General features: G+C 64.6%; 29 protein-coding genes. 13 read left to right on the top strand and 16 right to left on the bottom strand.

Annotation, left to right across the window (positions count from 1 at the left end; genetic code table 11):
• Positions 1-65 precede the first annotated feature (65 nt).
• Positions 66-368 carry a helix-turn-helix domain-containing protein gene (locus tag HV681_RS01780; RefSeq protein ID WP_175121430.1) on the top strand — a complete coding sequence of 101 codons (303 nt, stop codon included), beginning with the start codon at positions 66-68 and terminating at the stop codon, positions 366-368.
• A gap of 7 nt (positions 369-375) precedes the next feature.
• Here HV681_RS01780 and HV681_RS01775 read toward each other — a convergent pair whose 3' ends face one another.
• The 5 genes from HV681_RS01775 to HV681_RS01755 form a co-directional block, all read right to left on the bottom strand.
• Positions 376-1,188 (bottom strand): ABC transporter permease, encoded by an 813-nt coding sequence (locus HV681_RS01775; RefSeq protein WP_175121429.1) that lies wholly within the window; start codon positions 1,186-1,188, stop codon positions 376-378.
• Positions 1,179-1,823: an ABC transporter ATP-binding protein gene (locus HV681_RS01770; protein ID WP_175121428.1), complete on the bottom strand. Its 645-nt coding sequence runs from the start codon at positions 1,821-1,823 to the stop codon at positions 1,179-1,181. Before HV681_RS01770 ends, HV681_RS01775 begins: the two co-directional genes overlap by 10 nt.
• A 65-nt stretch (positions 1,824-1,888) precedes the next feature.
• On the bottom strand, positions 1,889-2,641 hold the full coding sequence (locus HV681_RS01765; RefSeq protein WP_175121977.1) for an amino acid ABC transporter ATP-binding protein: 753 nt from the start codon (positions 2,639-2,641) through the stop codon (positions 1,889-1,891).
• Positions 2,642-2,672: 31 nt separating this feature from the next.
• Entirely contained in the window at positions 2,673-3,326 is a 654-nt protein-coding gene (locus HV681_RS01760; RefSeq protein ID WP_175121427.1) for an amino acid ABC transporter permease, read from the bottom strand.
• Positions 3,327-3,456: 130 nt separating this feature from the next.
• Positions 3,457-4,248, bottom strand: a complete 792-nt coding sequence (locus HV681_RS01755; RefSeq protein ID WP_175121426.1) for an amino acid ABC transporter substrate-binding protein — start codon at positions 4,246-4,248, stop codon at positions 3,457-3,459.
• Between the two features lie 426 nt (positions 4,249-4,674).
• On the opposite strand from HV681_RS01755, the gene HV681_RS01750 reads away from it, so the two are divergent.
• Positions 4,675-5,631, top strand: coding sequence for a DUF2332 domain-containing protein (locus HV681_RS01750; RefSeq protein WP_175121425.1), 957 nt, complete (start codon positions 4,675-4,677; stop codon positions 5,629-5,631).
• Between the two features lie 354 nt (positions 5,632-5,985).
• Here the strand turns inward: HV681_RS01750 and HV681_RS01745 are convergent, their stop codons facing one another.
• Together HV681_RS01745 and HV681_RS27770 are read right to left on the bottom strand one after the other, a co-directional pair.
• The gene (locus tag HV681_RS01745) at positions 5,986-6,501 is read right to left on the bottom strand and encodes a hypothetical protein (RefSeq protein WP_254594863.1); all 516 of its coding nucleotides are present in this window, start codon (positions 6,499-6,501) and stop codon (positions 5,986-5,988) included.
• Positions 6,502-6,504: 3 nt separating this feature from the next.
• The gene (locus tag HV681_RS27770; RefSeq protein WP_254594862.1) at positions 6,505-6,756 is read right to left on the bottom strand and encodes a hypothetical protein; all 252 of its coding nucleotides are present in this window, start codon (positions 6,754-6,756) and stop codon (positions 6,505-6,507) included.
• Between the two features lie 194 nt (positions 6,757-6,950).
• On the opposite strand from HV681_RS27770, the gene HV681_RS01740 reads away from it, so the two are divergent.
• Positions 6,951-7,670, top strand: a complete 720-nt coding sequence (locus HV681_RS01740; protein WP_175121424.1) for a hypothetical protein — start codon at positions 6,951-6,953, stop codon at positions 7,668-7,670.
• Positions 7,671-7,750: 80 nt separating this feature from the next.
• On the opposite strand, the gene HV681_RS01735 is transcribed toward HV681_RS01740, so the two are convergent.
• From HV681_RS01735 to HV681_RS01725, 3 genes are all read right to left on the bottom strand, one after another.
• On the bottom strand, positions 7,751-8,413 hold the full coding sequence (locus tag HV681_RS01735; protein ID WP_175121423.1) for a hypothetical protein: 663 nt from the start codon (positions 8,411-8,413) through the stop codon (positions 7,751-7,753).
• A gap of 1 nt (position 8,414) precedes the next feature.
• A complete protein-coding gene (locus HV681_RS01730) occupies positions 8,415-9,221 on the bottom strand; it encodes a hypothetical protein (protein WP_175121422.1) in 807 nt (268 codons plus the stop codon).
• A gap of 378 nt (positions 9,222-9,599) precedes the next feature.
• Positions 9,600-10,778 carry an alpha-hydroxy acid oxidase gene (locus tag HV681_RS01725; protein WP_175121421.1) on the bottom strand — a complete coding sequence of 393 codons (1,179 nt, stop codon included), beginning with the start codon at positions 10,776-10,778 and terminating at the stop codon, positions 9,600-9,602.
• A 160-nt stretch (positions 10,779-10,938) separates the two neighbouring features.
• Here HV681_RS01725 and HV681_RS01720 point away from each other — a divergent pair, with 160 nt between their 5' ends.
• From HV681_RS01720 to HV681_RS01705, 4 genes are all read left to right on the top strand, one after another.
• Positions 10,939-11,838 carry a LysR family transcriptional regulator gene (locus HV681_RS01720; protein WP_175121420.1) on the top strand — a complete coding sequence of 300 codons (900 nt, stop codon included), beginning with the start codon at positions 10,939-10,941 and terminating at the stop codon, positions 11,836-11,838.
• 131 nt (positions 11,839-11,969) lie between these two features.
• On the top strand, positions 11,970-12,638 hold the full coding sequence (locus HV681_RS01715; protein ID WP_175121419.1) for an RraA family protein: 669 nt from the start codon (positions 11,970-11,972) through the stop codon (positions 12,636-12,638).
• A complete protein-coding gene (locus HV681_RS01710) occupies positions 12,635-13,678 on the top strand; it encodes a hydroxyacid dehydrogenase (RefSeq protein ID WP_175121418.1) in 1,044 nt (347 codons plus the stop codon). Before HV681_RS01715 ends, HV681_RS01710 begins: the two co-directional genes overlap by 4 nt.
• Before the next feature lie 72 nt (positions 13,679-13,750).
• Positions 13,751-14,740 (top strand): Bug family tripartite tricarboxylate transporter substrate binding protein, encoded by a 990-nt coding sequence (locus HV681_RS01705; protein ID WP_175121417.1) that lies wholly within the window; start codon positions 13,751-13,753, stop codon positions 14,738-14,740.
• A 51-nt stretch (positions 14,741-14,791) separates the two neighbouring features.
• Here the strand turns inward: HV681_RS01705 and argC are convergent, their stop codons facing one another.
• Positions 14,792-15,724 carry an N-acetyl-gamma-glutamyl-phosphate reductase gene (gene argC, locus HV681_RS01700; protein ID WP_175121416.1) on the bottom strand — a complete coding sequence of 311 codons (933 nt, stop codon included), beginning with the start codon at positions 15,722-15,724 and terminating at the stop codon, positions 14,792-14,794.
• A gap of 183 nt (positions 15,725-15,907) precedes the next feature.
• Here argC and HV681_RS01695 point away from each other — a divergent pair, with 183 nt between their 5' ends.
• Positions 15,908-16,816: a LysR family transcriptional regulator gene (locus tag HV681_RS01695; protein ID WP_175121415.1), complete on the top strand. Its 909-nt coding sequence runs from the start codon at positions 15,908-15,910 to the stop codon at positions 16,814-16,816.
• Here HV681_RS01695 and HV681_RS01690 read toward each other — a convergent pair whose 3' ends face one another.
• Positions 16,817-18,601: a chloride channel protein gene (locus HV681_RS01690; RefSeq protein ID WP_175121414.1), complete on the bottom strand. Its 1,785-nt coding sequence runs from the start codon at positions 18,599-18,601 to the stop codon at positions 16,817-16,819.
• An 83-nt stretch (positions 18,602-18,684) separates the two neighbouring features.
• Here HV681_RS01690 and HV681_RS01685 point away from each other — a divergent pair, with 83 nt between their 5' ends.
• The 5 genes from HV681_RS01685 (at position 18,685) to HV681_RS01665 (ending at position 23,132) form a co-directional block, all read left to right on the top strand.
• Positions 18,685-19,137 (top strand): MarR family winged helix-turn-helix transcriptional regulator, encoded by a 453-nt coding sequence (locus tag HV681_RS01685; RefSeq protein WP_175121413.1) that lies wholly within the window; start codon positions 18,685-18,687, stop codon positions 19,135-19,137.
• 119 nt (positions 19,138-19,256) lie between these two features.
• Positions 19,257-20,420 carry an HPP family protein gene (locus HV681_RS01680; protein ID WP_175121412.1) on the top strand — a complete coding sequence of 388 codons (1,164 nt, stop codon included), beginning with the start codon at positions 19,257-19,259 and terminating at the stop codon, positions 20,418-20,420.
• Between the two features lie 56 nt (positions 20,421-20,476).
• Positions 20,477-21,916: a sensor histidine kinase gene (locus tag HV681_RS01675; RefSeq protein ID WP_175121411.1), complete on the top strand. Its 1,440-nt coding sequence runs from the start codon at positions 20,477-20,479 to the stop codon at positions 21,914-21,916.
• Positions 21,913-22,527, top strand: coding sequence for a response regulator transcription factor (locus tag HV681_RS01670; RefSeq protein WP_105239080.1), 615 nt, complete (start codon positions 21,913-21,915; stop codon positions 22,525-22,527). Before HV681_RS01675 ends, HV681_RS01670 begins: the two co-directional genes overlap by 4 nt.
• A gap of 116 nt (positions 22,528-22,643) precedes the next feature.
• Positions 22,644-23,132, top strand: a complete 489-nt coding sequence (locus HV681_RS01665; RefSeq protein ID WP_056566538.1) for a GlcG/HbpS family heme-binding protein — start codon at positions 22,644-22,646, stop codon at positions 23,130-23,132.
• A gap of 43 nt (positions 23,133-23,175) precedes the next feature.
• Here the strand turns inward: HV681_RS01665 and HV681_RS01660 are convergent, their stop codons facing one another.
• From HV681_RS01660 to HV681_RS01645, 4 genes are all read right to left on the bottom strand, one after another.
• A complete protein-coding gene (locus HV681_RS01660; protein WP_175121410.1) occupies positions 23,176-24,741 on the bottom strand; it encodes a hypothetical protein in 1,566 nt (521 codons plus the stop codon).
• Positions 24,742-24,877: 136 nt separating this feature from the next.
• Positions 24,878-25,417, bottom strand: a complete 540-nt coding sequence (locus tag HV681_RS01655) for a DsbA family protein (protein WP_175121409.1) — start codon at positions 25,415-25,417, stop codon at positions 24,878-24,880.
• Entirely contained in the window at positions 25,414-25,917 is a 504-nt protein-coding gene (locus tag HV681_RS01650; protein WP_175121408.1) for a redoxin domain-containing protein, read from the bottom strand. Before HV681_RS01650 ends, HV681_RS01655 begins: the two co-directional genes overlap by 4 nt.
• A gap of 63 nt (positions 25,918-25,980) precedes the next feature.
• On the bottom strand, positions 25,981-26,499 hold the full coding sequence (locus HV681_RS01645; RefSeq protein ID WP_175121407.1) for a Dps family protein: 519 nt from the start codon (positions 26,497-26,499) through the stop codon (positions 25,981-25,983).
• Positions 26,500-26,683: the final 184 nt, after the last annotated feature.

Here is a 26,683-nt window from a genome sequence, read left to right as displayed (position 1 = left end):
TCTTGCCTTGACGGAATCCGCCCTTTTGAGCGCACTACAGGCAGGCGTGTTACTTGAGGTGAACTGTGACCAAACTCATTGAATCTTTGCGCGACGATCTCGCCGCGCTTTACCGGGCCGGGTCGATAGACAAAGTCACAATGCGAGACTTTGACGCCATCTGCCCCGCACCTGTCCGAAGTTTTAGTCCTGGCGACATCAAGCGGCTTCGCGAAGATTTACGGTTCAGCCAGCCCGTATTCGCCCTGCATCTGCATACCAGCGCTTCGACCGTCCGAAAGTGGGAGCAAGGCGACACCCGCCCGACAGGGCCGGCCCTTAAACTGCTGAACATCCTGGCGGACAAAGGCCTGCAAGCCATCCTCTGACGCCCTGCTATCGCTTCGCAGCAACTCCCGGCATCAGCCTGTCCAACCGCAATCTCCCCCGCTCGTCCGTCAATCGGCGCATCGCACCATAAGCCGCTCCCATCGCCGCCATGCCGCTCGCGCCGCACAGCAGAAACATCAACAAGATCTGATACTTGGCCGCGTCCACTGGATCCATGCCCGCAATGATCTGCCCGGTCATGATGCCCGGCAAGGTGATGATCCCGGCCGCCGACATCTGGTTGATGCTGGGCACGATGCCGCGCCGCACCGATTCGCGCAGCAACGACGAAAACGCCTGGTGCACGGTCGCGCCCAGCGCCAGGCGCGCTTCGATGCCCAGCCTTTCGCGGCGCACGCCCGACAGCATTCCGTCCAATGCCAGACTGGCCGCATTCAAGACGCTGCCCAGCACGATGCCAACCAACGCAATCGTGTAGCGCGGATCAAACCAAGGGTCCGGACGCAGGGCGGTATTCAGAATGAAAAGCGCCGTGACGAGCGTGGTGCTGACCACCGCCAACGTGCCGACCCAGCCATTGCCATGCCCGGTCAAACGCACCTTGGGCCGCGCCGCTACCTCGCGCGCAGCCAGCGCCATCATCACCGCCACCACCAGCGCCGTCAGCCACGGCGCGGCATGGGCGAACACAATGCGCAGGATCTGACCGACCAGCAGCAGTTGCACCACCGTGCGTACCGCCGCCCACAACACCTGCCGTTGCAGGTTCAACCGCAGCGCGAAGGAAATGCCGGCACTCAGCAGCACCAGCAGCGACGCGATCACCAAATCCAGCGCCTGCAGCTTGATCACGTCCATAGCGGCTCCATGTGACCTTGCGCCATCCGCCAACGCCGGCGCGCCAGCCGTTCGGCCTGCTCGGCGCTGTGCGTGACGAGCAAAATGCCTGCCCCGGCCGCCAGGACGCGTGACAGTTCCGCCTCGACTAACGCTGTCGCCTCCTGATCCAGCGCGGCGGTCGGCTCATCCAGCAGCAGGACGCGCGGGTTCTGCATCAGCGCGCGCACCAAACCCATCCGCTGGCGCTCGCCCGTGGACAGCTCATGGACCAACGCGTCCAACTTGGACTCAACCAAGCCCAGACGCCCCATGATGGCGGTAGCACCAGCGCGGTCAGCGAAGTGCGCGGACACATGGTCATCCCACCATCCGGCCTCGGCCTGGCAATACATCACCAGACGCCGCCACTCGAAACCCCGCATGGCCGACCGGCGACGCCCGTCCAGTTCCGCTTCACCATGCCCGGGGTCCAGATCCGCAATCTGCCGCAACAGCAGCGACTTGCCCGATCCCGACGCGCCGACCACAGCCGCGCACTCGCCCGCCGCCAGATCCAGGCTAACTGGCGCCAGGCGCTCGCTGTACAGGCCTCGAAGCCTGAGCAACGGCGGCGCGTCAGAAACAACTTGCGAGGGAATCGGCGCGGATTGCATGGGTAGGCATCATATAGAAAAGCCCGCGGCAAGGCGGGCTTCACGGTATGCGGCGGCGGCTCGGATCAGAGCATATGCGCCAGGAACTCACGGCTGCGTGCATGCTGAGGCGCGGCAAAGAACTCGGCGGACGGCGCTTCCTCGACGATGCGGCCATCGTCCATGAAAATGACCCGGTGCGCCACTTCACGCGCAAACCCCATTTCGTGCGTCACGACCAACATCGTCATGCGCTCGTCAGCCAGCTGCTTCATGGTGCGCAGCACTTCGCCGGTCAGCTCCGGGTCCAGCGCCGACGTCGGCTCGTCAAACAGCATGATGTCCGGCTCCATCGCCAGCGCGCGCGCGATCGCCACGCGCTGCTTCTGACCGCCGGACAGGCGCGTCGGATAGTTGTCGCGCTTGTTCGACAGACCCACCTTGCGCAGCAGCTCTTCCGCCTTCGGCACGATCTCCGCGCGCGACATACCCTTCACGGTAATGGGCGCTTCGATGATGTTCTGCAGCACCGTCATGTGCGGGAACAGATTGAACGACTGAAACACCATGCCCATCTTGCGGCAGATGCGCCGCACGTCGCCGTCGCTGGCGTACTGGCTGCGGCCGCCCGGTACGGAGGCAGCCATTGTTTCGCCTTCGATCTGGATGCTGCCTTCGTCGATCGTCTCGAGATGATTCAAGCAGCGCAAAAACGTGCTCTTGCCCGACCCCGACGGGCCGATCACCGCCACGACCTCGCCCTGCTCCAGGTTCAGCGACACGTTGTCGAGCACGCGGTTCGAACCGAACGATTTGACGATATTGCGGGCTTCGATCATGACCGGACGCTGACTAAGCCCGGCCGGGGAATTATTGGTCATATTTTGCATAGCGCTTTTCCATGTGCTGGAAGAACCACGTCAGGAGCAGCGTCATCAACAGATAGAAGGCAGCGGCGACGAGGAACGGCGTGGTCGTGAAATCGCGCTGCACGATGCCCCGCGCGGTGCGCAGGATGTCGTTCAGCGCCAGCACGTAAATCAGCGAAGTGTCCTTGACCAGCGTAATGGTCTCGTTGCTCATCGGCGGCAGCACGCGCTGCACCATCTGCGGCAGCACGATGCGGCGCAGCGTCTGCAGGTACGTCATGCCCAGCACCTTGCTGCCCTCGTACTGCCCCCGATCCACCGACTGGATACCGGCGCGGAAGATCTCGGCAAAATACGCCGCATAGTTCAGCGCAAACGCCACCACCGCCGCCGGAAAATCTGGCAGCCGGATGCCGATCACCGGCACGAACGGCAGCGCGAAGTAGATGAACAGCATCTGGAGCATCAACGGCGTGCCGCGCATCAGCCAGATATAGCCATTGACCGCCCGGCTCAGCAGCGGCCACTTAGAGATACGCGCCAGGGCCAGCACCAGCCCCAGCGGCACGGCCAGCGCCAGCGTGATGAAAAATAGCGTCAAGGTCACTTTCGCGCCTTCCGCCAAGGGCCCCAGAAGGGAGAGTACGTAGTCCATGCAGTGGGTTCGCGCCGCGAGGGCAAGAGAGAATCATGGGCAAGCCCGCCTGGCCTTGCGGCACTGCGGCGGGCTGCGAACTGCAACGGCAAAGGCGCCGCGGCCGGCTAGGCCACAGGCGCCTTCCCGCTTACTTGATGATGTTGGCGCCGAACCACTGGGTGGCGATGCGGCCGGCGGTGCCGTCCTGCTTCATCGAATCCAGCGTCTTATCCAGCTTGGCCAGCAACTCGTTGTCGTCCTTACGCACGCCAACGCCGTAGTCTTCCGTACCGAAGTTCTCTTCCAGCACGCGATACTCGCCCGCACGCTTGCTGATCAGGTAACGGCCAACCACCTCATCCACCACGATGGCGTCCAGACGGCCAGCAGCCAGGTCCATCAACGCGGTGACGTTGTCGCCGAACTTCTTCACTTCCTTGATCTGCGCGGCAACCGGGTCCTTGGCGATGGCGTCGGTGGCACTGCTGCCGTCCTGCGCGCCGATGACCTTGCCAGCCAGATCATTCTTGACCTTCACCGGCGACGTGTTGCCCACGATGATGATCTGGTGGTTGGCCATGTACGGCGCGGTGAAGCTGATGTTCTTCTTGCGCTCTTCGGTAATGGTCAGACCGTTCCACAGCACGTCGACGCGCTTGCCGTTCAATTCGGCTTCCTTGGCGCTCCAGTCGATCGGCTTGAATTCCACTTCGATGCCCAGACGCTTGCTGGCTTCCTTGGCCATGTCGATGTCAAAGCCGACGATCTGGTTGCTGGCGTCGCGGAATCCCATCGGGGGGAAGTTGTCGTCCAGGCCAACGACGACCTTCTTGGGCGTGGCCGGCGCTTGGGCGCCAGCGGCAGGCGCGTTGTCGCTGGGACCGCAAGCCGTGAGCAGAGCGGTGGCGGACACAAGAAGTACAGCAGTCAGTTTTTTCATCGTTGTGAGGGCGCGAGGCGCAGGATTGAAGAAAGCCGGGAAAGCGGGCGGTATGCCGCGAGGCGGTATTTTAGCGTTGTTGGGGGGATTTGCTGGCGGGGGCGGGAATGGCGGTCATGAGCCTCGAGGACGGCCGGACCGTATCGCTGGCCTTGGACAGTCTAAATGGCGACGGATTGGCCTTAGAGGTGGCACGACCAGCGGCGTATGACTCTGCGGCGTCTCATGACTTTCCGCGGCTTGCAGGCGCCCCCAATACCCCGGATACGTCATGAAGGAACTCAGGCGTGATATTGGCAACGACCTCCATCGGCCAGGAGCGGTCATAATGCAACGTCAATTCCAGCAGCTAGGTGCTTAGTAGCATGGCTGACTTCCGCGAGCGGTGCTACTCAGCCGGGACTCATCTGCGTAAGGGGGGATGGAATGGATCCGATTGCTGACCGCTACTTGAGGTTTGCAAAGATCGAGGCGGCGGGTCGCTCGCCGTTGTATGAAAAATGGGCATTGCATGTCGCGAATTCGTTTGACGCACTGGCGTTTTTACAGGGTCTGCCTGCAGATAAGCAGCAACCAAACCTGCTGTTTGCAGCGTTCCGGCATACCGTAGGTGCGCCTACCTCGACGGCGGAATTCGATGCAGGCTTGGCGCAACATGGCGACGCCATCCGGGCCCTCATGTTGGCGCGTTCCACGCAGACCAACGAACCAGGGCGCTGTGCGGTATTGCTGCCTGCTCTCGCTTTGATCGCGGGCAAGATAGCGCTCATCGAGGTGGGGGCCTCCGCAGGGCTGTGCCTGCTGATGGACAAATACGGCTACGACTGGGGTTCCCAACGCCTGGTTCCGTGTCGAGACGATTCGGACTATCCGGTATTCCCTTGTGAGGTCACCGGCGCGGGTCCGCTCCCCCACACCTATCCTGAAATCATGTGGAGGGCTGGACTGGATTTGAGCCCAATCGACGTTCATTGCGACGAAGATAGGAAGTGGCTTGAAGACCTGGTGTGGCCCGAGGATGGCAATCGACTCGCACGCCTTCAGTCGGCGCTGCGGATCTGCGGACGCGAGCCGCCTCAGATCGTCCGGGGCGATCTGCTGCGGGATCTTGCTTCCTTAATCGAAAAGGCTCCGGCGGAAGCGACCGTGGTTGTGTATCACTCCGCTGTTCTGAACTACGTTATGGACCAGGCACTGCGCAATGAATTTGCACGCAGCATGTTGGCCTCGCGTTGCGTCTGGATCAGCAATGAAAGTCCATTGGTATTTCCGCAGTTCTTGCCCGCAGCCACGCCGCAACCGTCCGGGATGTTCCTGTTATGTACCAATGGCCATGCGTCGGCCTGGACGGATCCGCATGGTGGCGCGTTGCAATGGCTGTGATCCAACGCTTTCTTTGCTAACCGCCATCGGAATCTTCGAAATGTAGAGACGAGAGACCACTTTGGGTCGAAGGCGGACGGGCCACCAAGTTCTGCAACCAGCCAGGACCGGTCATTTATATACCAAGCATAAGTACCAATACGCAGCGGTAATTGCAGCATGGAGTGAGGAACATTATTAAAGCATCGGAGGCTTACGGAGTAGGCTACAAACCCTATCCGCCGCGGCTGCTAATCAACTCCCGCTGTCACCGCCCACGACGATACGGGAATGACTGCCGCCGCTCCCAAGACGCACCAGCGGTCCCGTGGAATGGTTGGTCTTCGACGATGGTGAATATGGACGACCTTTGGGTCAATGCAAGGGGCGCGACCGGCGGAGCCGGCAACGATACCACCAGGTTAGCCCCGCCCACACTAGTGCCCAAACGCCCAGGATCGCAGCGATGAAAGGCCAAAAAATGAAGGTGGAGACGTCGTCCCAGCCGGGCGCGGTACGCTTGAGGCCGATGGGTGTGCTGATTTCCAGTTCGATCTGCTCGCCCAAAAGCGTCGGCCCGATTTCTTGCACCGTGAAGGTAAGCGACGAAGTCCCCTTCGCCAGCTTTGGAAAGGACGGCACGGTCTCGGGCAGCACGCCATCTATATGACTTTCAGGCCAGAGCTTGCGATAGAAATGCGTCGAGCTGGCGCTGCTGCGCGCAGCCGCGACCATCACTACGTCTAGTTCCCTACCATCTCGTACACGAATCCGCACCGGCTCTCCAGGGTCGGCGAAGCCCGGCGCCGCATTAGGCGCGCCCACACGCGTCTTAGATTCTCCCAATTCGGGCCGCTGTCTGCCCATCGGTCCGCCGAAACGCGCCTCCATCCATCATGGCGCCTCGCGGATACGGTAGACCTCGGCGTGCCCCGTCTGCCCTGGCGTAAGGACAATCGGCGTCAGCGTCGCATCCGCGGATGGTACATACCGCAGCATGCCCACCGCGAACCACGCCATGGCAGCCAACCAAAGCGCCCAACCCACCAGCAGAGACATCTTGCCTAACTTGCGCCACATATCGTGTTGTCCCGAATTTTCCAGCATCGGAGCGTACCCGATTTCGAGCGGGCGATTGGAAGTCATGCAGGCTCATCCACGCATCAATGTCGCCAAGAGCGCCAGACTTCGGCAAGGAGGATTGCCGTACAAGCTAAAGACAGCTACGCCTTCATATCAGCGATGCGATAATCCCGCCTTCGGCGCAGCGATCGCGGATGATTCGTTCGCTGGTCGTTGAATAGGCCTTCAATATCGATAACTAGAAAGGAAACGTCGCCTTGCCGCACGCTTTTCGATTTCTCTCGGCGCCGGCCTTGCGCCTCGTATTACCCGCCTTGACGCTGCTTGCCGCTGCGCATTGCGAGACGAGCTATGCCGATACTCAGGCCGAGGTTGGCGCTAACTCCACGGCGCCCAAGCCAGCGCTGCGCAAGCTGAACCCCGCTCCTGCGCACGCGTATGAAGTACGGCTGATCCTTGACAATGCATCGGACCTCGCGAGTGCAGCCGACGGCAAATCGGCGTTTACCGTGGGAGACGGTACCGCACAGTTCGACGTCAGCGATGCCCCCCGCTGCGCTGCATCGAACGCCGTATCTGGTCACGTGCCGACGATATCCAGCCACGAACCATTCCGCCTGGCCCGCATATCGGCCACGGAATACGTGGGCATCGTATATGCCGACATGCTGCTTGACGAAGACTATTACGGAAGGGGGGTATGTCATTGGAAATTGGCCGAAGCACGTGTCGCATTGCGCGCGCGGCAGGAAGCTGCTGACACGCGCTTCGTGGCCGGATTGCCGGCTCAAAAGGTGTTCGCTGGGGGCACACAGGCACGCTATTTTTGGAAGGGGTATTACCCCCGTTTCGAGCAGGGGAAACACACCGACTTTGGGCGTGACAGAATGGACCGCGTTCCGGCCGATAAGCGTGAGGAGTTCTTGACCGTGACCCTGACGGCCAGGAGAATCGCGAGCGACGTGCAAGTCAGGTGAGTATAAGCTTGCTGCAAGCACGGCCCGTTTTAGGCGACGGGCGTATGGAAAGCGAACAGGCTAGTCTGCCTGTTCCAGCCTTACTCAATGCCGGAAAGAAAGGCGCACTGCCCCGGAAACCCAGGTCGTGCGTCACATGCCTTCAAGCATCCCGCCTTTCCCCCTGGAAACTTGGCCGCAACCGACATACCAAACCCATAAGTCGGCGTAGTCACATCAAACTGGCTCTCGCAAACTTTCTTCGCGCTATAAACAAACGTCATCGCCTCGCGCCGCCCGTTGACCGCGAACGACACCTGGAAGCTGTTCATACTGCTCCACCCTGCCCTAGGCAAAACCACGAACCGGTAATGCGTAGCATCCAGGCGCTCACCAAAGATCTTCAATTGCGCGGACGTGGTCCGCGTCGTAGGCGATGGATACGGCAAGGCCAGCAACGTCCGCGGGTCCCCTACCACGCCCAAGTCGAAACCGACGCCCTTCTGATAGAACGGAACCTCGATACTGGGATAGCCGGAATATTCCACGCGCTTCACCGTCGACCCGTACTCCAGCGTCCGAGGCTCGTGGTCCGGTGCCCGTGCGAACACCACATCCAGCGTCATCACGACGTCCGCCGAAGTGGCGTCTTCGGTGCGGACATGTTTTTCATACACGTCGGCGTTGCTTGCGCAGCCGGCAAGTGCCGCCGTGCACACGAGCGCCAGCCACCGCAACCCACTTACCGCGGAAATCGGCGTCATCTCATTGCTCCTTTCGCGGTTGAACCGGCAACGGCGCTGGCTTCAACCCCTGCCCAACAAATTGCCAGCCGCCCTTCCCTTCTTGCCATCGAAAATTCCGGTTGATCCATTCCGCCTTCAGGTTGTCGTAGAGCCGCCGCTGGTCGATATGCTTGCCTTCGTCGAGCGCCTTGCGCGCACGTGCGGCGCTTTGGTCCCACGCCGATTTGAAAGCATCGCGCTGCATTGCCTTGGTGAATGCGACCCTGGCGTACGGACCTTCGTCCGCCACGCTAAGGCGGATCTCGTTGTCTAGCAGCACGGCGCCGTGGCGATTGTCTGGCGACACCGACACCAATAGCGGGGTCGACTGCAGGCGCTCCTTGGGTTGCAGATGTTCAAACCACAGCACCTTTCCCGTCGACGTCACGAGCGCCCGCGAACCGGCGGTGAACAGCAGCACGTCCTGACGTCCGGGCTGCGCCAGACCCATGTCCGGGTCGCGCGAATCGACAGAGGGACTCAGCACTCGCGCGAGCGGCGTGTCGTTCTGCACTGCGATCAGGATGGTGCCCACGCCTATGAAATCGTTCGAGACCGCCAGGAGGATCGGCTGGCCGCCCTGGGTTGGACCCAGCGCCCTGACGTGCGCGAACTTGTACGCGTTCAGAGGCCGGTATGGCTTGCCGCGGAATGTGAGCCGGTGGAGGGTCGAACCCGGCTCGCCTACCAATTCAAAGTCGCCGCCTAGCGGCGCCAACCTGTTCGGGGAGGAATCAGTGACCGTTGCTGGCCTCGCCTGCGCGTGGGCCACTATCGGCAGCGTCATGAATAGCGACAGCCCTAGCGCGACGGTCGTGCATATCCGCGCAAGGCGGGGATCCGGTGGAACTGTTTTCGTAGGAGGCAGCAAAACGGCATCGGCGGCGGCGCCGCACATGAAAGTGATGCGGGCATTCTAGGTCAAATGCACTATCCGCAGCAGGATTGCCGCCCAATGCCCCCCACGTCACCTTCCACCTAATCCTATTGACCAGGTGTCCGAATCGGCTGGACGCGCTGCGGTACGCCAAACCCATTTCGGAACAGGCAACGCCAGGCGATTTACCTGTTGGCGATCTCGCGCACATATCAACGCATGGGCGACATATCAGCGCCCACGCGACACATCAGCGCTTGCGCAACACATCAGCGCCCGCGCCACATATCAGCGCCCGCGCGACACATCAGCCCCCGCGCGCTGCAGAAACTCCACGCCCAACTCCTTCAAATCAACCACCCCCAACAGCCCCATATTGCGCCGCACTTCTTCGTTGATAAGTGCGATCGCGTGCGCCACGCCGCGTTGGCCGGCCACTGTCGCGGCATAGTTGAACGGACGGCCGACGAACACGCAGCGCGCGCCCAGGGCCATCGCCTTCAGCACGTCCGTGCCTCGACGCACGCCGCTGTCCAGCATCACTTCCATGGAACCCACGGCATCCATGATGGCGGGCAAGGCGTGCAGGGGCGACACACTGCCGTCCAGTTGTCGCCCGCCGTGGTTGGAGACGATGATCGCGTCCATGCCCATCGCGCGGGCGGCGCGCGCGTCGTCCGGATGGAGAATCCCCTTCAGCACCATGAGCCCATTCCAGCGACGGCGGATGGCCGATACATGCTGCCAGTTCAGGTGGCCTCGGTCGGAGAAGTCCCGCAGGACGCTGGACGACATGATGGGCGCGCCGCGTGTGGCGTAGTTGTTCTCGAAGTGCGGCATGCCGTGGCGCGCAAGCGTTCGCAGAAACGTGCCGAACAGCCATCGCGGATGCGTCACGCCCTGCCAGGCGAGGCCAAGACTGGGCCGTAGCGGCGTGGAGAAGCCGGCCCGCACATTGTTCTCGCGGTTGGCGGCGACGGGCGTATCTACCGTCAGCACCAGCGTGTTGACGCCGGCGGCAGCCACGCGGTCGATCAGCGCGGCGATCTGCGCTTCGTCGCCGGGAAGGTATGCCTGAAACCAGGTGTCCGGCGCCGCTTCCATCACGGTCTCCAGGCGGATGAGCGACGAGCCGCTCATGATGCAGGGCACGCCGGCCTCGGCTGCCGCGCGCGCCAGGACGACGTCGCCGCGATAGCTGGAGATCGCGGAGATGCCCATCGGGGCAACGCCCACGGGCGCCGCATAGTCGCGGCCGAGCACCGTGCACCGTGTGCTGCGCGCGGACACGTCCACCAGCACCTTCGGCCGGAAAGCAAATTCCGCAAACGCCTCGCGATTGGCGCGTTCCGATTGGCCGTCTTCGACAGCGCCCGACACATAAGCGTAGATGGGTGCGGGCAGCAGCGCTTTGGCTGCGGGTTCGAAGTCGTGCAGGCTGAGCATGCGGCGCAGGGGATCGGACATGTCTGGCTCCTCCGGCGGCCACTGCTGCGAGTGGCCGTCTATTGTTTTTTCGATATCGCCGGGGACTATAGGCGCGCGCGCCGTTTGAATAAAGTGACTTTATCGAGCGCCTTTCATACACTTTTGTTCACTCTCGATGTCGTCCAGCCTACCGCCCCCCATGACGCTAAAGCAACTCGAGGCCTTCTACTGGGCCGCCACGTGCAAGAATTTTGCGATCGCCGCGAATCGCCTGAATATTTCGGTTTCGTCATTGTCCAAGCGCATTGGCGAACTGGAATCATCGATCGGCGCTGAGCTCTTCAGCCGCAGCGCGCGCAGCGCGACGTTGACAGCGCTGGGCGAACAACTGGTGCCGCACGCCAAGGATCTGCTGCGCAACGCCGACCAGTTCATGCAGCAGGCCAGCAACAACCTCAGCTACTCGGGCCGCTGCCGGTTTGGCGCGGGCGAATTGACCTCGCTGACGTGGATGGCCAAGCTGATCGAAGTCATCCAGCAGGCCCACCCCAACCTGCTCGTCGAGCCATTCGTGGGCGTCGGCGAATTGGTCGAGCGCGGTCTGGAGGAAGGCGAACTGGACTTCGCCGTGATCGCGGGCCCTTCGTCCCGCCCCGCCATCGCGTCCCGCGTTATCGGCAGCGCGCAATTCGAATGGGTCGCTGCGCCAAGCGCCGTCACGAACCCCGCCGCGGTCACCCCGGCCGACCTGCCAGGCCTGACGCTTATCACGCTCCCGCAAAGCTCGGGCGCCATCCGCATTCTCGACGACTGGCTCACCGAGCAGCGCGTATCGCCCGGCCGCAACCAGTGTTGCAATGGCTGGGGCGGCATTGCAGCCATGTTGCAGCAAGGCCTGGGCGTGGGCTTCCTGCCATCAGCGTGGGCCGGCATTCTGATCGAAAGGGGCCATTTGCAACCCTTGCCTGCATTTCCGCCGTTGCGCCCCCTCACCTACACCTTCCAATGGCGCCGTGACGATACCCGGCCGATGCTTGAAACCCTGCGCGCGCAAGCCGAGGCGTGCCTGGATTTCCACGCGCCCACCGGCATGATCTGACCGCGCAGAACGCTGACCCCGCTTGCCACCGTTTCCAAAAAGCGTTGTTTACGCAGTCAAATTATTCGCTTTATCTCCGGAATATGCGGGCGTAGAGTCGCCTCAAACAATCACTCTGGAGACGAGGCGACATGCCGGATTTTGGATTCACCCTGCACGACTGCCCGCCCGGTCCCAGTCGCGAGACGCTCGCGGCTTACCAAGACCTGGCGGTGGCAAACATCAGCGATGCGATGAGCCGCGGCACGGGCACGTCGTCCCTGCGACCCATTCACCGGACGCGCCGGATCCTGGGCCGCGCCTTCACGGTGCGCACCCGGCCTGGCGACAACCTGATGGTGCACAAGGCCATTGATACCGCGCAGCCCGGCGACGTCATCGTGGTTGACGCGGGCGGCGACATGAGCAACGCCATCATCGGCGAAATCATGGTGGGCTGGGCTGCCAAGCGCGGCTTGGGCGGCTTTGTGATTGACGGCGCCATCCGCGACAGCGAAACCATCGGCGAGGGCGATTTTCCCGTCTATGCCCGCGGCGTCGCGCATCGGGGTCCTTACAAGGACGGCCCTGGCGCCATCAACGTGCCCGTCACCGTAGATGGCATGGTCGTGATGCCCGGCGACCTGCTGGTGGGTGACGCCGACGGATTGCTGGCCATCCGGCCTGACGAGGCCCCGGCCATTGCAGAACGCGTTCGCGCCATCGCCCAAGCCGAGGCGCAAGTCCTGAAGGACATCGATAGCGGCACGCTGGATCGCAGCTGGGTCGACGCGGCCCTCAAGTCGCGAGGCGTGCTGTGACGACCGCTACGCCCCGCCACTCGGCACGCCTTTGCAGGCTGGATCTCTGGCTCAATCCGGTGTTCGACGAGATCATCGGCGCCACGCCCGGGATCACGTTGTCGGTGCTTCCTGCGACCGGCGACGACGCCCGCACGCTGGCCGGCCTGAAGACCGCACACGCCTACCATGTGTCCGCGGCCAAGGATGAGCTGCCGCGCCAGTGGTTCGTCAACGCCGAGTTGATCGCGCAATGCCCTGACCTCGTGTGCGTGTCGTCGGGCGGCGCGGGTTACGACACCATCGACGTGGCGGCCTGCACCGCGGCCGGCATCGCGGTCGTGAATCAGGCCGGCGGCAACGCGGAATCCGTGGCCGAACACACGTATGCGCTGCTGCTGGCCGTGCAACGGCGAATTGTCGAATCGCACAACCGCCTGCGCCGGGACACGGGCTTTTCCCGCGAAGATTTGATGGGCCATGAAATCCACGGCAGCGTCATCGGTCTGGTGGGCATCGGCAAGATCGGCACCTGCGTCGCCCGTATCGCGCAAGGCTTCGGCCTGCGCGTCATCGCCCACGATCCGTTGCTGGAAGCCGCCACCATCCGCAGCCGCGGCGCTGAACCGGTCGGGCTGGACGAGTTGCTGGCGCAATCGGACATCGTGTCGCTGCATTGCCCGCTGGACGCATCCACGCGAGGACTGATCGGCGCGAAGGCCTTTGCAGCGATGAAGCCCGGCGCGGTGTTCGTTTCGACGGCGCGCGGAGGCATCCACGACGAGGACGCATTGCATGACGCGCTGCGTAATGGGCATCTGCGAGGCGCGGGGCTCGACGTCTGGGAACAGGAGCCGCCCGAACGCTCGGCCCCGCTGCTGGCCCTGGACAACGTGGTCGCCACCTTCCACACCGCGGGCGTCACGCACGAGGCGCGCCGCAGCGTCGCCCGCTCATCGGCGACGCAGCTTGCCGCGATGCTGCGCGGCGAGCGGCCGCCGCAACTTGTGAATCCGGAGGTATGGCCTCTGGCCGCCAAACGTATCGCCACGCTGACATAACAACGCGGCACACGCGCGGGTCCAGATACAACGGCCGGCGCGGTGACCGCCAGAACCCCTGAGGAGACAACCATGCAACAACAAAACAAGCGCCGCACGCTGCGCACCCTGGCCACCCTGCTCGCGGGCGCCGCAATGTTCTCCGGCGCCGTGCAGGCCGCCGGCTATCCGGACCGACCGATCAACCTGATCGTGTCATACGGACCGGGTGGCGGCACCGATCTGGTGGCCCGGATGATGGCGCCCTACCTGCAGAAGCACCTGGGCGGTGACGCGCGCATCGTCGTGCTGAACCGGCCGGGCGCGGGCGGTGCAATCGGCTTTGCGGAACTGGCGCGCGCGCAGCCGGACGGCTACACCATCGGCTTCATCAACACGCCCAACCTGTTGACGATTCCCATCGAACGCAAGACCGCCTTCACCTGGCAGAGTTTTGACCTGCTGGGCAATCTGATCGATGATCCCGGCGCCTTCACAGTCCTGAACGACAACCCGGTCAAGAACCTTGCGGAATTGTCCGCCTACGCGAAGAAGAACCCCGGCAAGGTTACCGTCGGCACCACGGGCACGGGGTCGGACGACCACCTGGCCATGCTCCGGTTCGAGCGGGCGTCGGGCACGAAGCTCAGCCACATCCCGTACAAGGGCGCAGGCGAAGTGCGCGGCGCGCTGGCAAGCGGCGAGATCACGATCGGCGCCATCAACGTCGGCGAGGCGCTTCAATATCAGAAAGGCGGCACGCCGCTGCGCTTCCTGGGCCAGATGGGCAACACGCGCTCGGCCGCGCTGCCGGACGTGCCCACGTTCAAGGAACAGGGCTTCGATTTTGAACTGGCCTCGCTGCGCGGGCTGGCCGCACCCAAGGGGTTGCCGGACGACGTGCGCACGAAGCTGGTCACGGCGGTCAAGCGTACGGTGGACGATCCGGAATTCCAGGCCAAGGCCCGGGAAATGTTCGCGCCGCTGCGTTACTTGCCGCCCGCTGAGTATGCGAAAGAGCTGAAGGCGGGCGAAGCGCAGTTCCAGCAGCTTTGGAAAGAAGCGCCCTGGCTCGACAAGTAGAGATGTGTTCCCGGGGCGGCGGCCGATGGCTCGGCCCCGCGGCCATCGGCGTCAACGCATCGCCGCCAGCATCAGATCCAGATTCTGCACCGCCGCGCCCGAGGCGCCTTTGCCCAGGTTGTCGAACACGGCCGTCAGCAGTACCTGGCCGTGCTGCGCATTGCCGTAGACGCCCAAGCGAAGATCGTTCGTGCCGTTCAACGCCTCGGGATTCAGGTTCGTGTGCGCGGCGGCCTCGTCACGCGGCACGATCTGCACGTGCTTCGCGCCGGCGTAGTGCTGTTGCAGGCATTCGTGAATTTTTTCGGCATCCACACCAGCAGGCAGCAGGCGCAGGTGCAGCGGAATCGTCAGGACGATGCCCTGGCGGAAAGCGCCATAAGACGGCACGAAAACGGGACGCTGCGTGAGGCCGGCGTGCCGTTCGATCTCGGGGGTGTGCTTGTGCCCCAAGCCCAGACCGTAGACCTGAAACGCGGGACCGCGCGGGCCATCCGCGCCTTCGTAGGCATCCACGCTGGCCCGGCCGCCGCCCGAGTAGCCGGACACCGCGTTGATGACCGCCGGATAGTCGGCGGGCACGAGGCCAGCCTGGACCAACGGCCGCAGCAGCGCAATGGCGCCGGTGGGGTAGCAACCCGGGTTGCTGACCCGCAGCGCGTGGGCGATGCGCTCGGCCTGGCCATCGCTCATTTCCGGAAACCCGTAAACCCAGCCCGCATCCGTGCGATGCGCGGAGCTGGCGTCGATGATGCGCACCTTGGGATTGACGACGGACGCGGCCGCCTGGCGCGCGGGATCGTCGGGCAGGCAGAGGATTGCGATGTCGCTGGAATTGATCGCGTCAGCGCGGCGCTGCGGGTTCTTGCGGTCGGACTCGGGCAGCGTTAGCAGTTGCAGATCGCTGCGGCCGTTGAGCCGTTCGTGGATCTGCAGACCGGTCGTGCCCTGGTCGCCGTCGATGAAAACAAGTGGTTGGGTCATGATGCTGTCCGGGTGGTTCGGCGTTGCCTGATTCGTTCAGGAATGGACCTTATCTTCGATCTGCGGGCGAGATAAGAAAAGTCGAATATCATGATCGTTTGGTTCAGGATTTCTGAACTGAGCCGATATCGGATTTGACCCTGAATCCGCAACCGAAGCCGACACCCAGCCCCGGAAACTCTCATGCGCGAAATCAGCCTGGACCGTCTGCGCACCCTGGTCGCCATTGCCGACCTCGGCTCGTTCGCCGACGCCGCGCGCGCCCTGCATCTGGCGCCGCCCACGGTCAGCCTGCACGTATCGGACCTCGAATCCCGCGTCGGCGCCCCGCTCCTCACCCGGAAACGCGGCCAGGTCCGGCCGACGTCAATCGGAGAAACCTTGCTGGAACGTGCGCGCCGCTTGCTCGCGGAGGCAGACCAGGCGCTGGATGACGTGCAGCGGCAAGTGCAAGGGCTGGCGGGCCGCGTGCGGCTTGGGGCGTCAACCGGGGCCATCGCCCACCTGCTGCCGCAGGCGCTGGAAACATTGGGACGCGATCACCCCGGCATCGACGTGCAAGTCGCGGTGCTGACGTCGCAGGAAACCTTGTTGCGGTTGGCCGAAGGCACGCTGGATGTGGGACTGGTCGCGTTGCCCCAGCCGCCCATCGACGGTCTGGTGCTGCGTCCGTGGCGCCGCGACCCGGTGATGGCCTTTCTGCCGGCGGCCTGGAAAGCGCCAGCGCGCCTCACGCCCGCGTGGCTGGCTGAACGGCCGCTGATTCTGAATGACGCCAGCACGCGGCTGTCGCGCCTGACCGGAGAATGGTTCGCGGCCGCTGGACTCAATCCTCGCGCGCGCATTCAGTTGAACTACAACGACGCCATCAAGAGTTTGGTGGCTGCAGGTTATGGCGCGACGCTACTGCCCCATGAGGCCACCGCGCCGCAACCCGATCCCCGCGTCATCATGCGGCCGGTGCGGCCCGCGTTGTGGCGTCCACTGGGCATCGCGCATCGTGCCGGGCAAGTGGAAGCCGCCACGCAGCACGTACTGGACGTGCTGTGGGAATTACGCGCGTCGGGCGGCAAAGGCGCTGCGGCGACTTAGTCAAACTGGCTTCTGTGCCCGGCGAAAGAACGCCGCCCGCTGGCTTTCCTCGCGCAACCGCCGCGCGCGGGACCGGAACAGATCCTTGCGTCCAACGATGCCCAAAAGGCGGCCGCTATCGCGATCAAGGATAGGCACGCGCCCCGCCCCGGACAACGCCATCCGGTCGGCGATCTGACTGGCCAATTCATCAGCGTGCCCGTACACCAGCTCGCGCCCATCGAGCGCCTGCGCCAGCGTCCGTTCGTCCGGCGCACCTTGCAGCGCCCACGCCAGGGTGTCGGCGCGCGTCACTTCGCCCACCACGACGCCCTGCCCGTCCAGCACCGGATAACTCGTATGCCCCGGCTGCGCGGTCGTGAAATGCGCGACGGCCTGCGCCACCGTCATCGTGTCGGGCAACGTCTGCACCGGCGTGGTCATGACGTCGGCCACGCGCAGCAGATCGAACGGATCCACGCGGTATTCGCGGCTGATATGGTGGCCGCGACGCGCGATCTTCTCGGTCAGAATCGACCGCTTGAGCAGCAGCACCGTCACGCCATACGCAAACACGCAGGCTGCCAGCACCGGCAGCAGCGCGTGCATGTTGCCGGTCAATTCGACGGCAAACAGGGTGGCGGTCAGCGGCGCGCGCATCGTGCCGCCCATCATCGCCCCCATGCCCACCAGCGCCCAAAAGCCGGGATCGGCCTGCGGCAGCACGGGCGACGCCAGCGCACCGATCGCGCCGCCGAAGATCAGCAGCGGCGCCAGCACGCCGCCGGACGTGCCGGAGCCCAGCGCGATCGACCAGATGGCAACCTTGACCACCAGCAGCACCAGCACGGCCTGAAAAGCCAGATCGCCCGCGAGCATGTGCCGGATGTTGTCATAGCCCACACCAAGCGCGGCGGGCTCGATCAACCCGCCAATGCCGATCGCCAGCCCGCCGATGGCCGGCCACCACATCCAGTGGATCGGCAGCTTCTCGAACAGGTCTTCGGCTGCGTACACCAACGAGGTCAGCACGCCTGACCCCAAGCCCGCCAGCACACCCACGGCGGCGCAGGCCACCAGGTGCCACGGCGTGAAGGCCAGCGCGCCGGCATACGAAAAGATCGGGCCGGGCTCCATGATGAAGGCGCGCGTTGCGGCCGCCACCAGCGCCGCCACGGCCACGGGCAGGAAGCTGCGGGGCTTCCATTCGAAGAGCAGCAGCTCGACCGCCAGCAGCACGGCGGCGAGCGGCGTGCCGAAGATCGCGGTCATGCCGGCGGCCGCACCCGCAACAAGCAGCGTCTTGCGTTCGCCGTCGTCCAGGTGAATGGTCTGCGCGAGCAGTGAGCCGATCGCGCCGCCGGTCATGATGATCGGCCCTTCGGCGCCAAACGGGCCGCCGGTGCCGATGGACACCGCCGACGACACGGGTTTAAGGACCGCCACCTTCGGCTGGATGCGGCTCTTGCCGATCAGGATGGCTTCCATGGCTTCGGGGATGCCGTGACCACGGATCTTCTCGGAACCGTAGCGCGCCATCAGGCCAATGATGAGGCAGCCAACGACCGGAATGAACACGGAGCCGAGTCCGAGCCGCCCCGTCGTGATGGGGAGGTCGGCAAACGAAAACAGGCCGTGATAGGCGAGATTGGTGCACAGTGCGATGAGGCGAAGAAGCAGCCAGGCGGCGGCGACACTGGCCAGTCCGACCGGTATGGCAAGGCCCATCAAGAGGACGACGCGACGGTCGGTGGTGAAGTCGCCAAGCCGCAGTCCGGGCTTGGCGGAAGAGGAAATGGGGGGCATGGTCAAGGAAGGGTTGGAAGTATTCGCACGGAGTTTGCGAAAAGTCATATATATCGTAGCACGACATATATTAGAATCGCCGGGTGAACGCCTCCCCGACACCCACTCGCTTGTCTCCCGCCGACTACGAACTGCTCGCGGATTTCCGCTATGCGCTGCGAAAATTCGCGGCGTTCAGCGAAAGCGCGGCCGCGGGCCTGGACCTGATGCCGCAGCAGCATCAGGCGCTTCTCGCTATCAAGGGCACGCGCAAGACCGCGCCCGGACGGCGCGGACTATATGTCGGCGAAATCGCCGACCGTCTGCTGATCCGGCCGCACACCGCCGCCGAACTGGTAGGCCGTCTGGCGCGGCTGGATCTCGTCAGCCGCGAAGCCGACCCCGAAGACGGACGCCGCGTCGAGGTCGTGCTGACTGCCAAGGCCGAGCGCATGCTCGAAGATCTGTCCGCCTCTCACCTCGAAGAACTGCACGCGATGCGCCCGCTATTGACGCGGCTGCTGTCACGCATGGGCGCCGAGACCGGCAAGGACTGATCCAACCGTTTTTCACCCTCGACTGCGTCTGCGCGGCATAAGCTCATGCCGCCCGGAAATAAGCGGCGTGATAAATTGTCGCCCCGCGACATATCAATGCGTCGCGAGGAGAGATTGTCTTGGGTGTTGCATTCAAGCGCTGGCTGGGGTCGTTCGCGCCAGCGCCCGTGGGCGTCAACGGACGCGAGAAACTTTACGGCGCGGTAGGCGCCCTGCTCGGCCTGTTCTGCACAGAGTGGGTGGGACGTCACGCGCTGGGCGCCGACAACCCGTGGTTCATCGCCCCGATGGGCGCGTCGGCCGTGCTGCTGTTTGCAGCACCTGCCAGCCCGCTTGCCCAGCCCTGGTCGCTGATGGCCGGAAACCTGGTGTCTGCCCTGATTGGCGTCTTCTGCGCCCAATTCATTCCTGTCCCTGGTATCGCCGCGGCCGTGGCCGTGGCGCTTGCCATTGGCGCCATGTTTTCGCTGCGCTGCCTGCACCCGCCCAGCGGCGCCGTCGCGCTGACCGCCGTGCTGGGGGGCCCCGCGGTCGCCAAGCTGGGCTACGCCTTCGCCCTGTGGCCCGTTGCGCTGAACTCCGTCATCCTGCTGTGCATTGCCGTGGTCTTTAACGGCGCGCTGAAACGCAACTATCCCCGCCGCCACGCGGAACCGGCTGCCGGCCACAACACGCGCGATCCGATTCCCAGCGCACGACTGGGCTTTTCGCGAACCGACCTGGACGAAGCGCTGAGCCAGCGCGGCGAGCTGCTGGACATCAGCAAGGAAGACCTGGAAGAGATCGTGCTGGCTGCGGAGTTGCGCGCCAGCGTCCGCCGTTTTGGCGACGTGCGTTGCGCCGACATCATGTCGCGCGATGTGGTGACCGTGATGGAAAAGGATCCGCTGGACTACGCGGTCCGCCTCTTCGACAAGCACCGCGTGCAGGCCCTGCCCGTGCTGGATTCAGCGGGCCGCTATGCCGGCATGATCGCTCAGGGCGATGTGCTGGCGAGAAAGAGCCGTCTGACCCCGGTCCCCACGGATGCCGAATCGGCGCCCGACCTGCTCGTGGCCGACTGCATGCGCAGCGAAGTGCCATTCGCTACACCCGGCTTGCCCGTGATCGAGCTGGCCCGTCCGATGTCGGACAGCCTGCATTGCGTGCCGGTGCTGGACGAATCGCGCCATCTGCAGGGGCTGGTGACGCAATCGGATCTGGTGGCCGCGTTGTATCAGATCGCGGTGTCCGCGAACTCGCAGCCCGCGGGCGGTGCGGGACCGCACAAGCTGGCCGCCTGACCCTCCGTAGCCCTACGGATTCCGGTGCGCATTTGCCGCAAGGCATAATTGCCGGCGTGAATCCCCTCTCGCGCACGCGCGCTTTCATCTGCTGGCTGGTCCTGTTCTTTCTGGGCGCAATCTGGATCGCGCGGCAGGAGTACGTGGACCAGTACGAGCGCTTCTTCCAGAGCACCAGCATCGCCCAGCGCATGCTGAGCCAGAAGACGGTGCAGCATGAAGCCGTCCTGGCCACGCTGGCCGCGTTGTCGCATCCTCCCGCTCCCGAACGTCTCTTTCCCAGCCTGCACCCCGCCATGCCGCAATTACTGGGGCTTGGCCATCTGCCGGGCGGCGTCTGGGCGGGCAGCTTGCCCGCGCCGGCTGGCCTGCAACAAGCGGTGGAGCGCGCCCGGCAACTGGGCCGCCCCGTGACGATTGCCGTGGACGACGCGCGCTACTGGCTGGTGTCGCCTTCCGGGTGGAGCCTGCTGATCGACGCGCGGCAGCTCGTGCCGGCCGCCGACTTTCCTCCGGGCCTGGGCAACCTGACCCTGACGGTGGATCGCACCCCGCTACCGCTGCTGGACAAGCAACCCAACGATGCGCTGCCCGGCTGGACGCTGGCGCTGCAAAAGCCGCTGGGCGCGGCCAGCCAGCCGTTTCAGATGCGCAGCACCCGCACGTTGACGCCCGGATTCTGGCCGTGGACCGCCTGGCTGGCCTGGGCCGTGGCCAGCGGCTTGCTGGTGGCCGGCGCCGCCGCCTGGCATCGCTCGCGCGCAGAAGCGCGCCGGCAGCAGGAACAGGTGCGTCTGGCGGCCATGGCGCGCCTGAGCACGCTGGGCGAAATGGCCGCCGGCATCGCGCACGAGCTCAACCAGCCGCTGACCGCAATCCTGGCGCAAACCCGCGCCGCTGCACGCCTGCTGGATGACGAGGACGAGCGCCCGGTCGTGCGCCACGCGCTGCTTGCCAGCGCCGAACAAGCCAAGCGCGCCGCCGACATCATCAGCCGCATGCGCGCGCTGGTGCAGCCCAGTTCGCCCGCGCGGCGCGAAGCTATCGACCCCGACGCGCTGGTGGCCTCACTGCGCTTTCTGCGCGAGCCGGAGCTTGCAAGGCAGGGCATCCGCCTGACCTGGACCAACGCCAGTCCCGGCGCGCGGCCGCTGGGCGATCGCGTGGCCCTCGAACAGATCCTGCACAACCTCGTGCAGAACGCGGCGGATGCGCTGGACGGCGCCTCGGGTACGCGCCAGATCGCATTGGAAGGCCGCGCAGCCGACGGCAGCTATCAATTCAGCGTCAGCGACACCGGCCCGGGCATTGCCGCGGACGCCATGCCGCGCCTTTTCGCACCGTTCTTCACGACCCGCGATCAGGGCATGGGCCTGGGCTTGGCGCTGTGCGATACGTTGGCCGGTTCCATGGACGGCCGCATCGCCGCGCGCAACCTCAGCCCCGCTGGCGCCTGTTTTACCGTCAGCCTGCCGCAGGCCGGAGCCGCCGCATGAATCCCAACGATCATTCCCCGCTGGTCTATCTGGTGGATGACGACGACGCGGTCCGCGACGGTCTTGGGCTGCTGCTGCGCAGCGTTGGCCTGCGCAGCGCGGGCTTTGCGGACCCGATGGCGTTTCTTGCCGCGCTGGCGCAGCCGGTGATCGGCTGCGTGGTGCTGGACATCCGCATGCCCGGCATCAGCGGACTGGACGTGCTGGCGCAGTTGGCCGAACGGTCCGACCTGCCCGTGGTCATGCTGACCGGCCATGCCAACGTAGACCTGTGCCGCCGCGCGTTCAAGGGCGGCGCCATGGAGTTCCTGCAAAAGCCGGTCGACGACGACGTGTTCCTCGATGCGGTCCAGGCGGCCGTGCGCACGCACATCGCCAGCCGCGAACGCCTCGCCGTCACGCAGGCGGCGGCGGACCGCCTGGCACGGCTGTCGGGACGCGAGCACGAGGTGCTGGAGCGCATCGTGCGTGGCATGAGCAACAAGGAGATTGCGCGCGAGTTCGATCTGTCGCCGCGCACGGTCGAGACCTATCGTGCCAACGTCTTCGCCAAGCTGGAAGCCGAGTCGCTGGCGCAGCTGATACGCCAGTACGCGACGCTGCTCGATTGAAGCGCCGCCTCCGTAACGCTACGGAGGCGCGCGCGTAGTCGGGCGTATACCGCGCCCGCGGCCTTTTGGCCACACTGTCTGCTCCTACCGCAACACCCCCGAAAAGGATGCAGACCATGAAGAAACTGTCGCTTGCCGCCCTGCTCTCCACGCTGGCTTTCGCCGGCGCCGCCAACGCTGCCGTGCTGAGCGAAAACAACCTGTCGATGGCAGACGCGCAGAAGCTCGCGACCGCCACCGTCGCCGCCTGCCAGGCCAAGGGCTACAACGTCAGCGCCTCGGTGGTGGATCGCGCCGGCCTGCTCAAGGCCTTTGCGCGCGCCGACAACGCCGGCCCGCACACCATCGAAGCCAGCCGCGCCAAGGCGTTTACCGCGGTGTCTGCCAAGACCCCCACCCTGACCATGATGGAAAACGCGCAAAAGAACCCCGGCGCGGCCAACCTGACCGACATTCCGGGCTTTCTGCTGCTGGGCGGCGGCGTGCCGGTCAAGGCCGGCAACAGCGTGATCGGCGCCATCGGCGTGGCCGGCGCACCGGGCGGCAACCTGGACGCGCAATGCGCCGATGCGGTGCTGGAAGAGAACGCCGCGCTGTTCAAGTAAAAAGCGGCTCGGCTGCGGGCGATCTTCCGACCCCGCAGCCCGCTCAGTCCTGCCGTTCCCGCGCCACCGCGCGCGACAGCGCCAGATGCTTGTTCAGCAGCATCGCATCCGCCGCCGCCGGGTCGCGGCGCTGCAGGCGCTCGCTCTCCGAAGGTTCCAGCTCCGCGGCACGCACCAGCGACAGCAGGTCGCGCGTGCGGGTTTCAATCACGGGGGTCAAGGTGTCTTCGATCAGCTCGCCCTTCACGTACGACTGCACCCGCGTCGACAGATTGCGGGTATGCGTGAAAGTGGCTTCGGCCAGCGCGCCCAGCTCGTACTGGATGCCGGTCTGGCTGGTGACCTCGTCCTTGATCTGGATGAACTTGTAGTTCTGCGAGTCCTTGTCTTTGGACAGGTCAAGCGTCTGCTGCGGCGTCAGTGCCAAATGGTAGCTGGCGGTCAGATTGGCGCGCTGTTCCTGCTTGACGCCAAGGTCGAACAAGGGCCGGCCGCTCGTGCTGCTGTTCTGCGAGACCTGATAGGTGAACTGATCGACTTCGGTGGTCCTGTACGGATTGCTCGCGTCCATGGTCTGCGAGATCGAGGCCGAGAAGTCCGCCACGCCCGACAGCAGGCTTCGGTACGTGTAGCCGGCCGCCACGATGCGCGGCGACTGGCTGGACGGGGCGGCGCCGGCTTCGTAGCTCTGGTGCAGTTCGGCAAATGCGTCCTTGAACACCGCCATCTGGGCCTCGTTGCCCTTGCCGCGGCTGCGGGCCGCGTCGAACTGCTGCAGATAATCGCTGACGGCAGCAGCGCGCTGCTGCGCATTGCCAAAGAGCGCGGCCTTGCTTACGTCGACGTCGACCTTCACCACGCCATCGGCGTTCTTGATGGTCAGCGACCGCTGCTTGCTGTCCGCGGAAAAATCGATGGATTGCGAAACGACACCATCCGTCGTGGTCGTGGCCTGCAGCGATACCGACGACAGCACCGCGGAATCAAACTTCGCCAGGCTAGACCACGCCATGCGCGGCGGCACCGACGCCAAGCCATCCACCGCGTCCTGGAACGCCTTGGATAGACCGGCGATGGCCTTGCGCTCGGTCTCGGACAGCTCGCCCTCGGCCACGTCGATCTGCACCCCAATGCCATCTGCGGTGTTGGTCAGGCTGACCTGGACTTTCACGCCGCTGGCCGTGGTGATGCGCAGCGTGTAGGCATCCTCGGCCTGCGTGGCCGTACCTGCCTGCACGTTGCCCAGGGCGTCGATCTGGCCGGCGCCCGGCGACAACCTGGCAGACTGCGAATAATTGCTGCCGTCGGTCTGGAACCGGTCCAGCAGCGCAGAAGCCACGCCTTCCAGACGCCCCGCTAGCGTGCGCGCGGAAATCGTGTCGGCGATGACGGAGGACTCCTTGTCCGCCGCCTCGCGCTCCCAGACCACGCCCGCGGCCGCCGGCTGCGAGGTGTAGGTCAGCGCGGGGGACGTGCCTTGGCTAAGCGTGACCGTCGTCGATGCAGGCACGGCCGCGATATCGGCCTTGTCGCCCGCACGGGTCACGCCGGTGGCTGGCGGCGCCAGACCGATCGTGGTCACGGGGCCGATGGAGGCAACGGATGTCATGGCGTCTCTTCCTCTGGAAAGCCGGAGGCAAGCCTGCCACCCGGCCGGGGTTCCTTTGAGAAATGTAACGGCAGCAAAACGCCAGACTTAAGTCCCAGGGCAACGCGGCGACCGGGCGATGCCGGTCCCTACCCCTTCACGCATGGACCGGGGCGGTACGCGCCGCCTGGTTCAGCGCGTCAATCAGGCTGTCCGCATCGCGCGGGCCGTCGTACCGCACGCCATTGATGAAAAGTGTGGGCGTACCGTTCACGCCGCTGCGCACGCCACCGCTGAAGTCCACTTCGATCTTGGAGTCGAACGCGCCGCCAAAGGCGCGATGCAGCACCTGCGGCGACAAGCCGATCTCCTCGCCATAGGTGAACAGATCGCTCTCCTTCAACGCGTTCTGGCGCTCATAAAGCATGTCGTGCGCCTGCCAGAACTTGCCCGCCTGCGCGGCGGCCTCGGCAAATTCCGCCGCCGCGACCGCGTCCGGGTGCAGTTCCGAAATGGGAAAGTTGCGAAAGACGAAGCGCAGCCGGTCGCCCAGCGCACGCTGCACCGCCTTCAGCACGGGATAGGCCTCGCCGCAATACGGACATTCGTAATCGCCATACTCAACCAGCGTCACGGGCGCGGTGTCCGGCCCTTCGGCGTGATCTTGGGCATTCACGGGGATGAAAAGGCGGCTCATGATTGAACTCCTTGCAAAGCGGGGGCAAGCTTGTCCAGCGCGTCCAGGATGCCGTCAGCGCCCGGGTTGATGCCCAGCGGCGACACATAGCTCCACCGGATGACGCCCTCGGCGTCAATGACGAACAGCGCACGATCAGCGATGCCCTCCTGTTCGCGATAGACGCCGTAGCGCCGGGCGACCTCGCCCTTGGGCTCGAAATCCGCCAGCAGCGGGAAATGCAGCTTGCGGTCCGCGGCGAACGCGGCGTGGCACCAGACCCCATCCACCGAAATGCCGACCAGCTGCGCGCCGGCCTTGTGGAATTCAGGAAGGATCTGGTTGTACAGCGCCATCTGGTCGCCACAGACGGGGCTCCAATCCGCGGGATAGAACGCCAGGATCAGCGGCCGGCCGCGCAATTCTTCCAGCGCAACCGTCTGGTCCGGCGTGGCCGGCAAGGCGAAGGACGGAGCGGTCGTGCCGGCAGGCAGGACGACCGCGGGATAGTCGTATGACATGAAACGTCTCCTGGACGCGCCGCACGCGGCGCCAAGGTCAGGACTGCATGTGGCCGGGTTGGATCAGCGTGCGGCGCGGGTCGATTCGTAGAGGAACCAGGTGCGGCGCTCGGCCTCGTCGATCCAGTTTTCGATCAGGCTGGTCGAGGCGACGTCGTTGTGTTCCTCGCACACGGCGTGCGTGGCGCGCAGAAAGCCCGTCAGACGGCGGTTGTCGTCGGCCAGCTCGGCCAGCATGTCTTCGGGCGTCACGTAGTCGGCGTCGTTGTCGGCCAGGCGCTGCAGGCGCTGGATGTGTCCGATCGAACGCAGCGTCGTGCCGCCTACCTTGCGGGCGCGTTCCGCAATGACGTCCGTCGTGGCGTAGATCTCGTCGCCCTGCTCATCCAGCATCAGGTGATAGTCGCGAAAGTGCGGACCCGACATATGCCAGTGAAAGTTCTTGGTCTTCAGATACAGCGCGAACATGTCGGCCAGCAGGCCCGTCAGGGCGGCGGCGATGTCGACCCTGGCCTCGGCGCCCAGGTCGGTGGGGGTGCGCAGGGGAGCGGTGATGCGGCTTTGAAGCGAAAGATCGTTCATGGAATTTCTCCGGGTTGGCTTCAGGGGTTGGCTTCACGATTCGGGCTTCGATTCCCGATGGAAACCAGAATAGCCACGGCGCCCCGCCAGCAAAATCGGCTCATCGTTTTCTCCGGTCATACCAAGGTTTACCCAGGAAATACGCGTGTCTTCTTCCAAAGATGGCTGATAATGTGCGGGTCTC

The organism is Achromobacter animicus, assembly GCF_902859585.1.
Lineage (GTDB): Bacteria > Pseudomonadota > Gammaproteobacteria > Burkholderiales > Burkholderiaceae_B > Achromobacter > Achromobacter animicus.
Note: the sequence above shows the minus strand (reverse complement) of the source record. Positions and strands in the feature narration are given on the sequence as shown.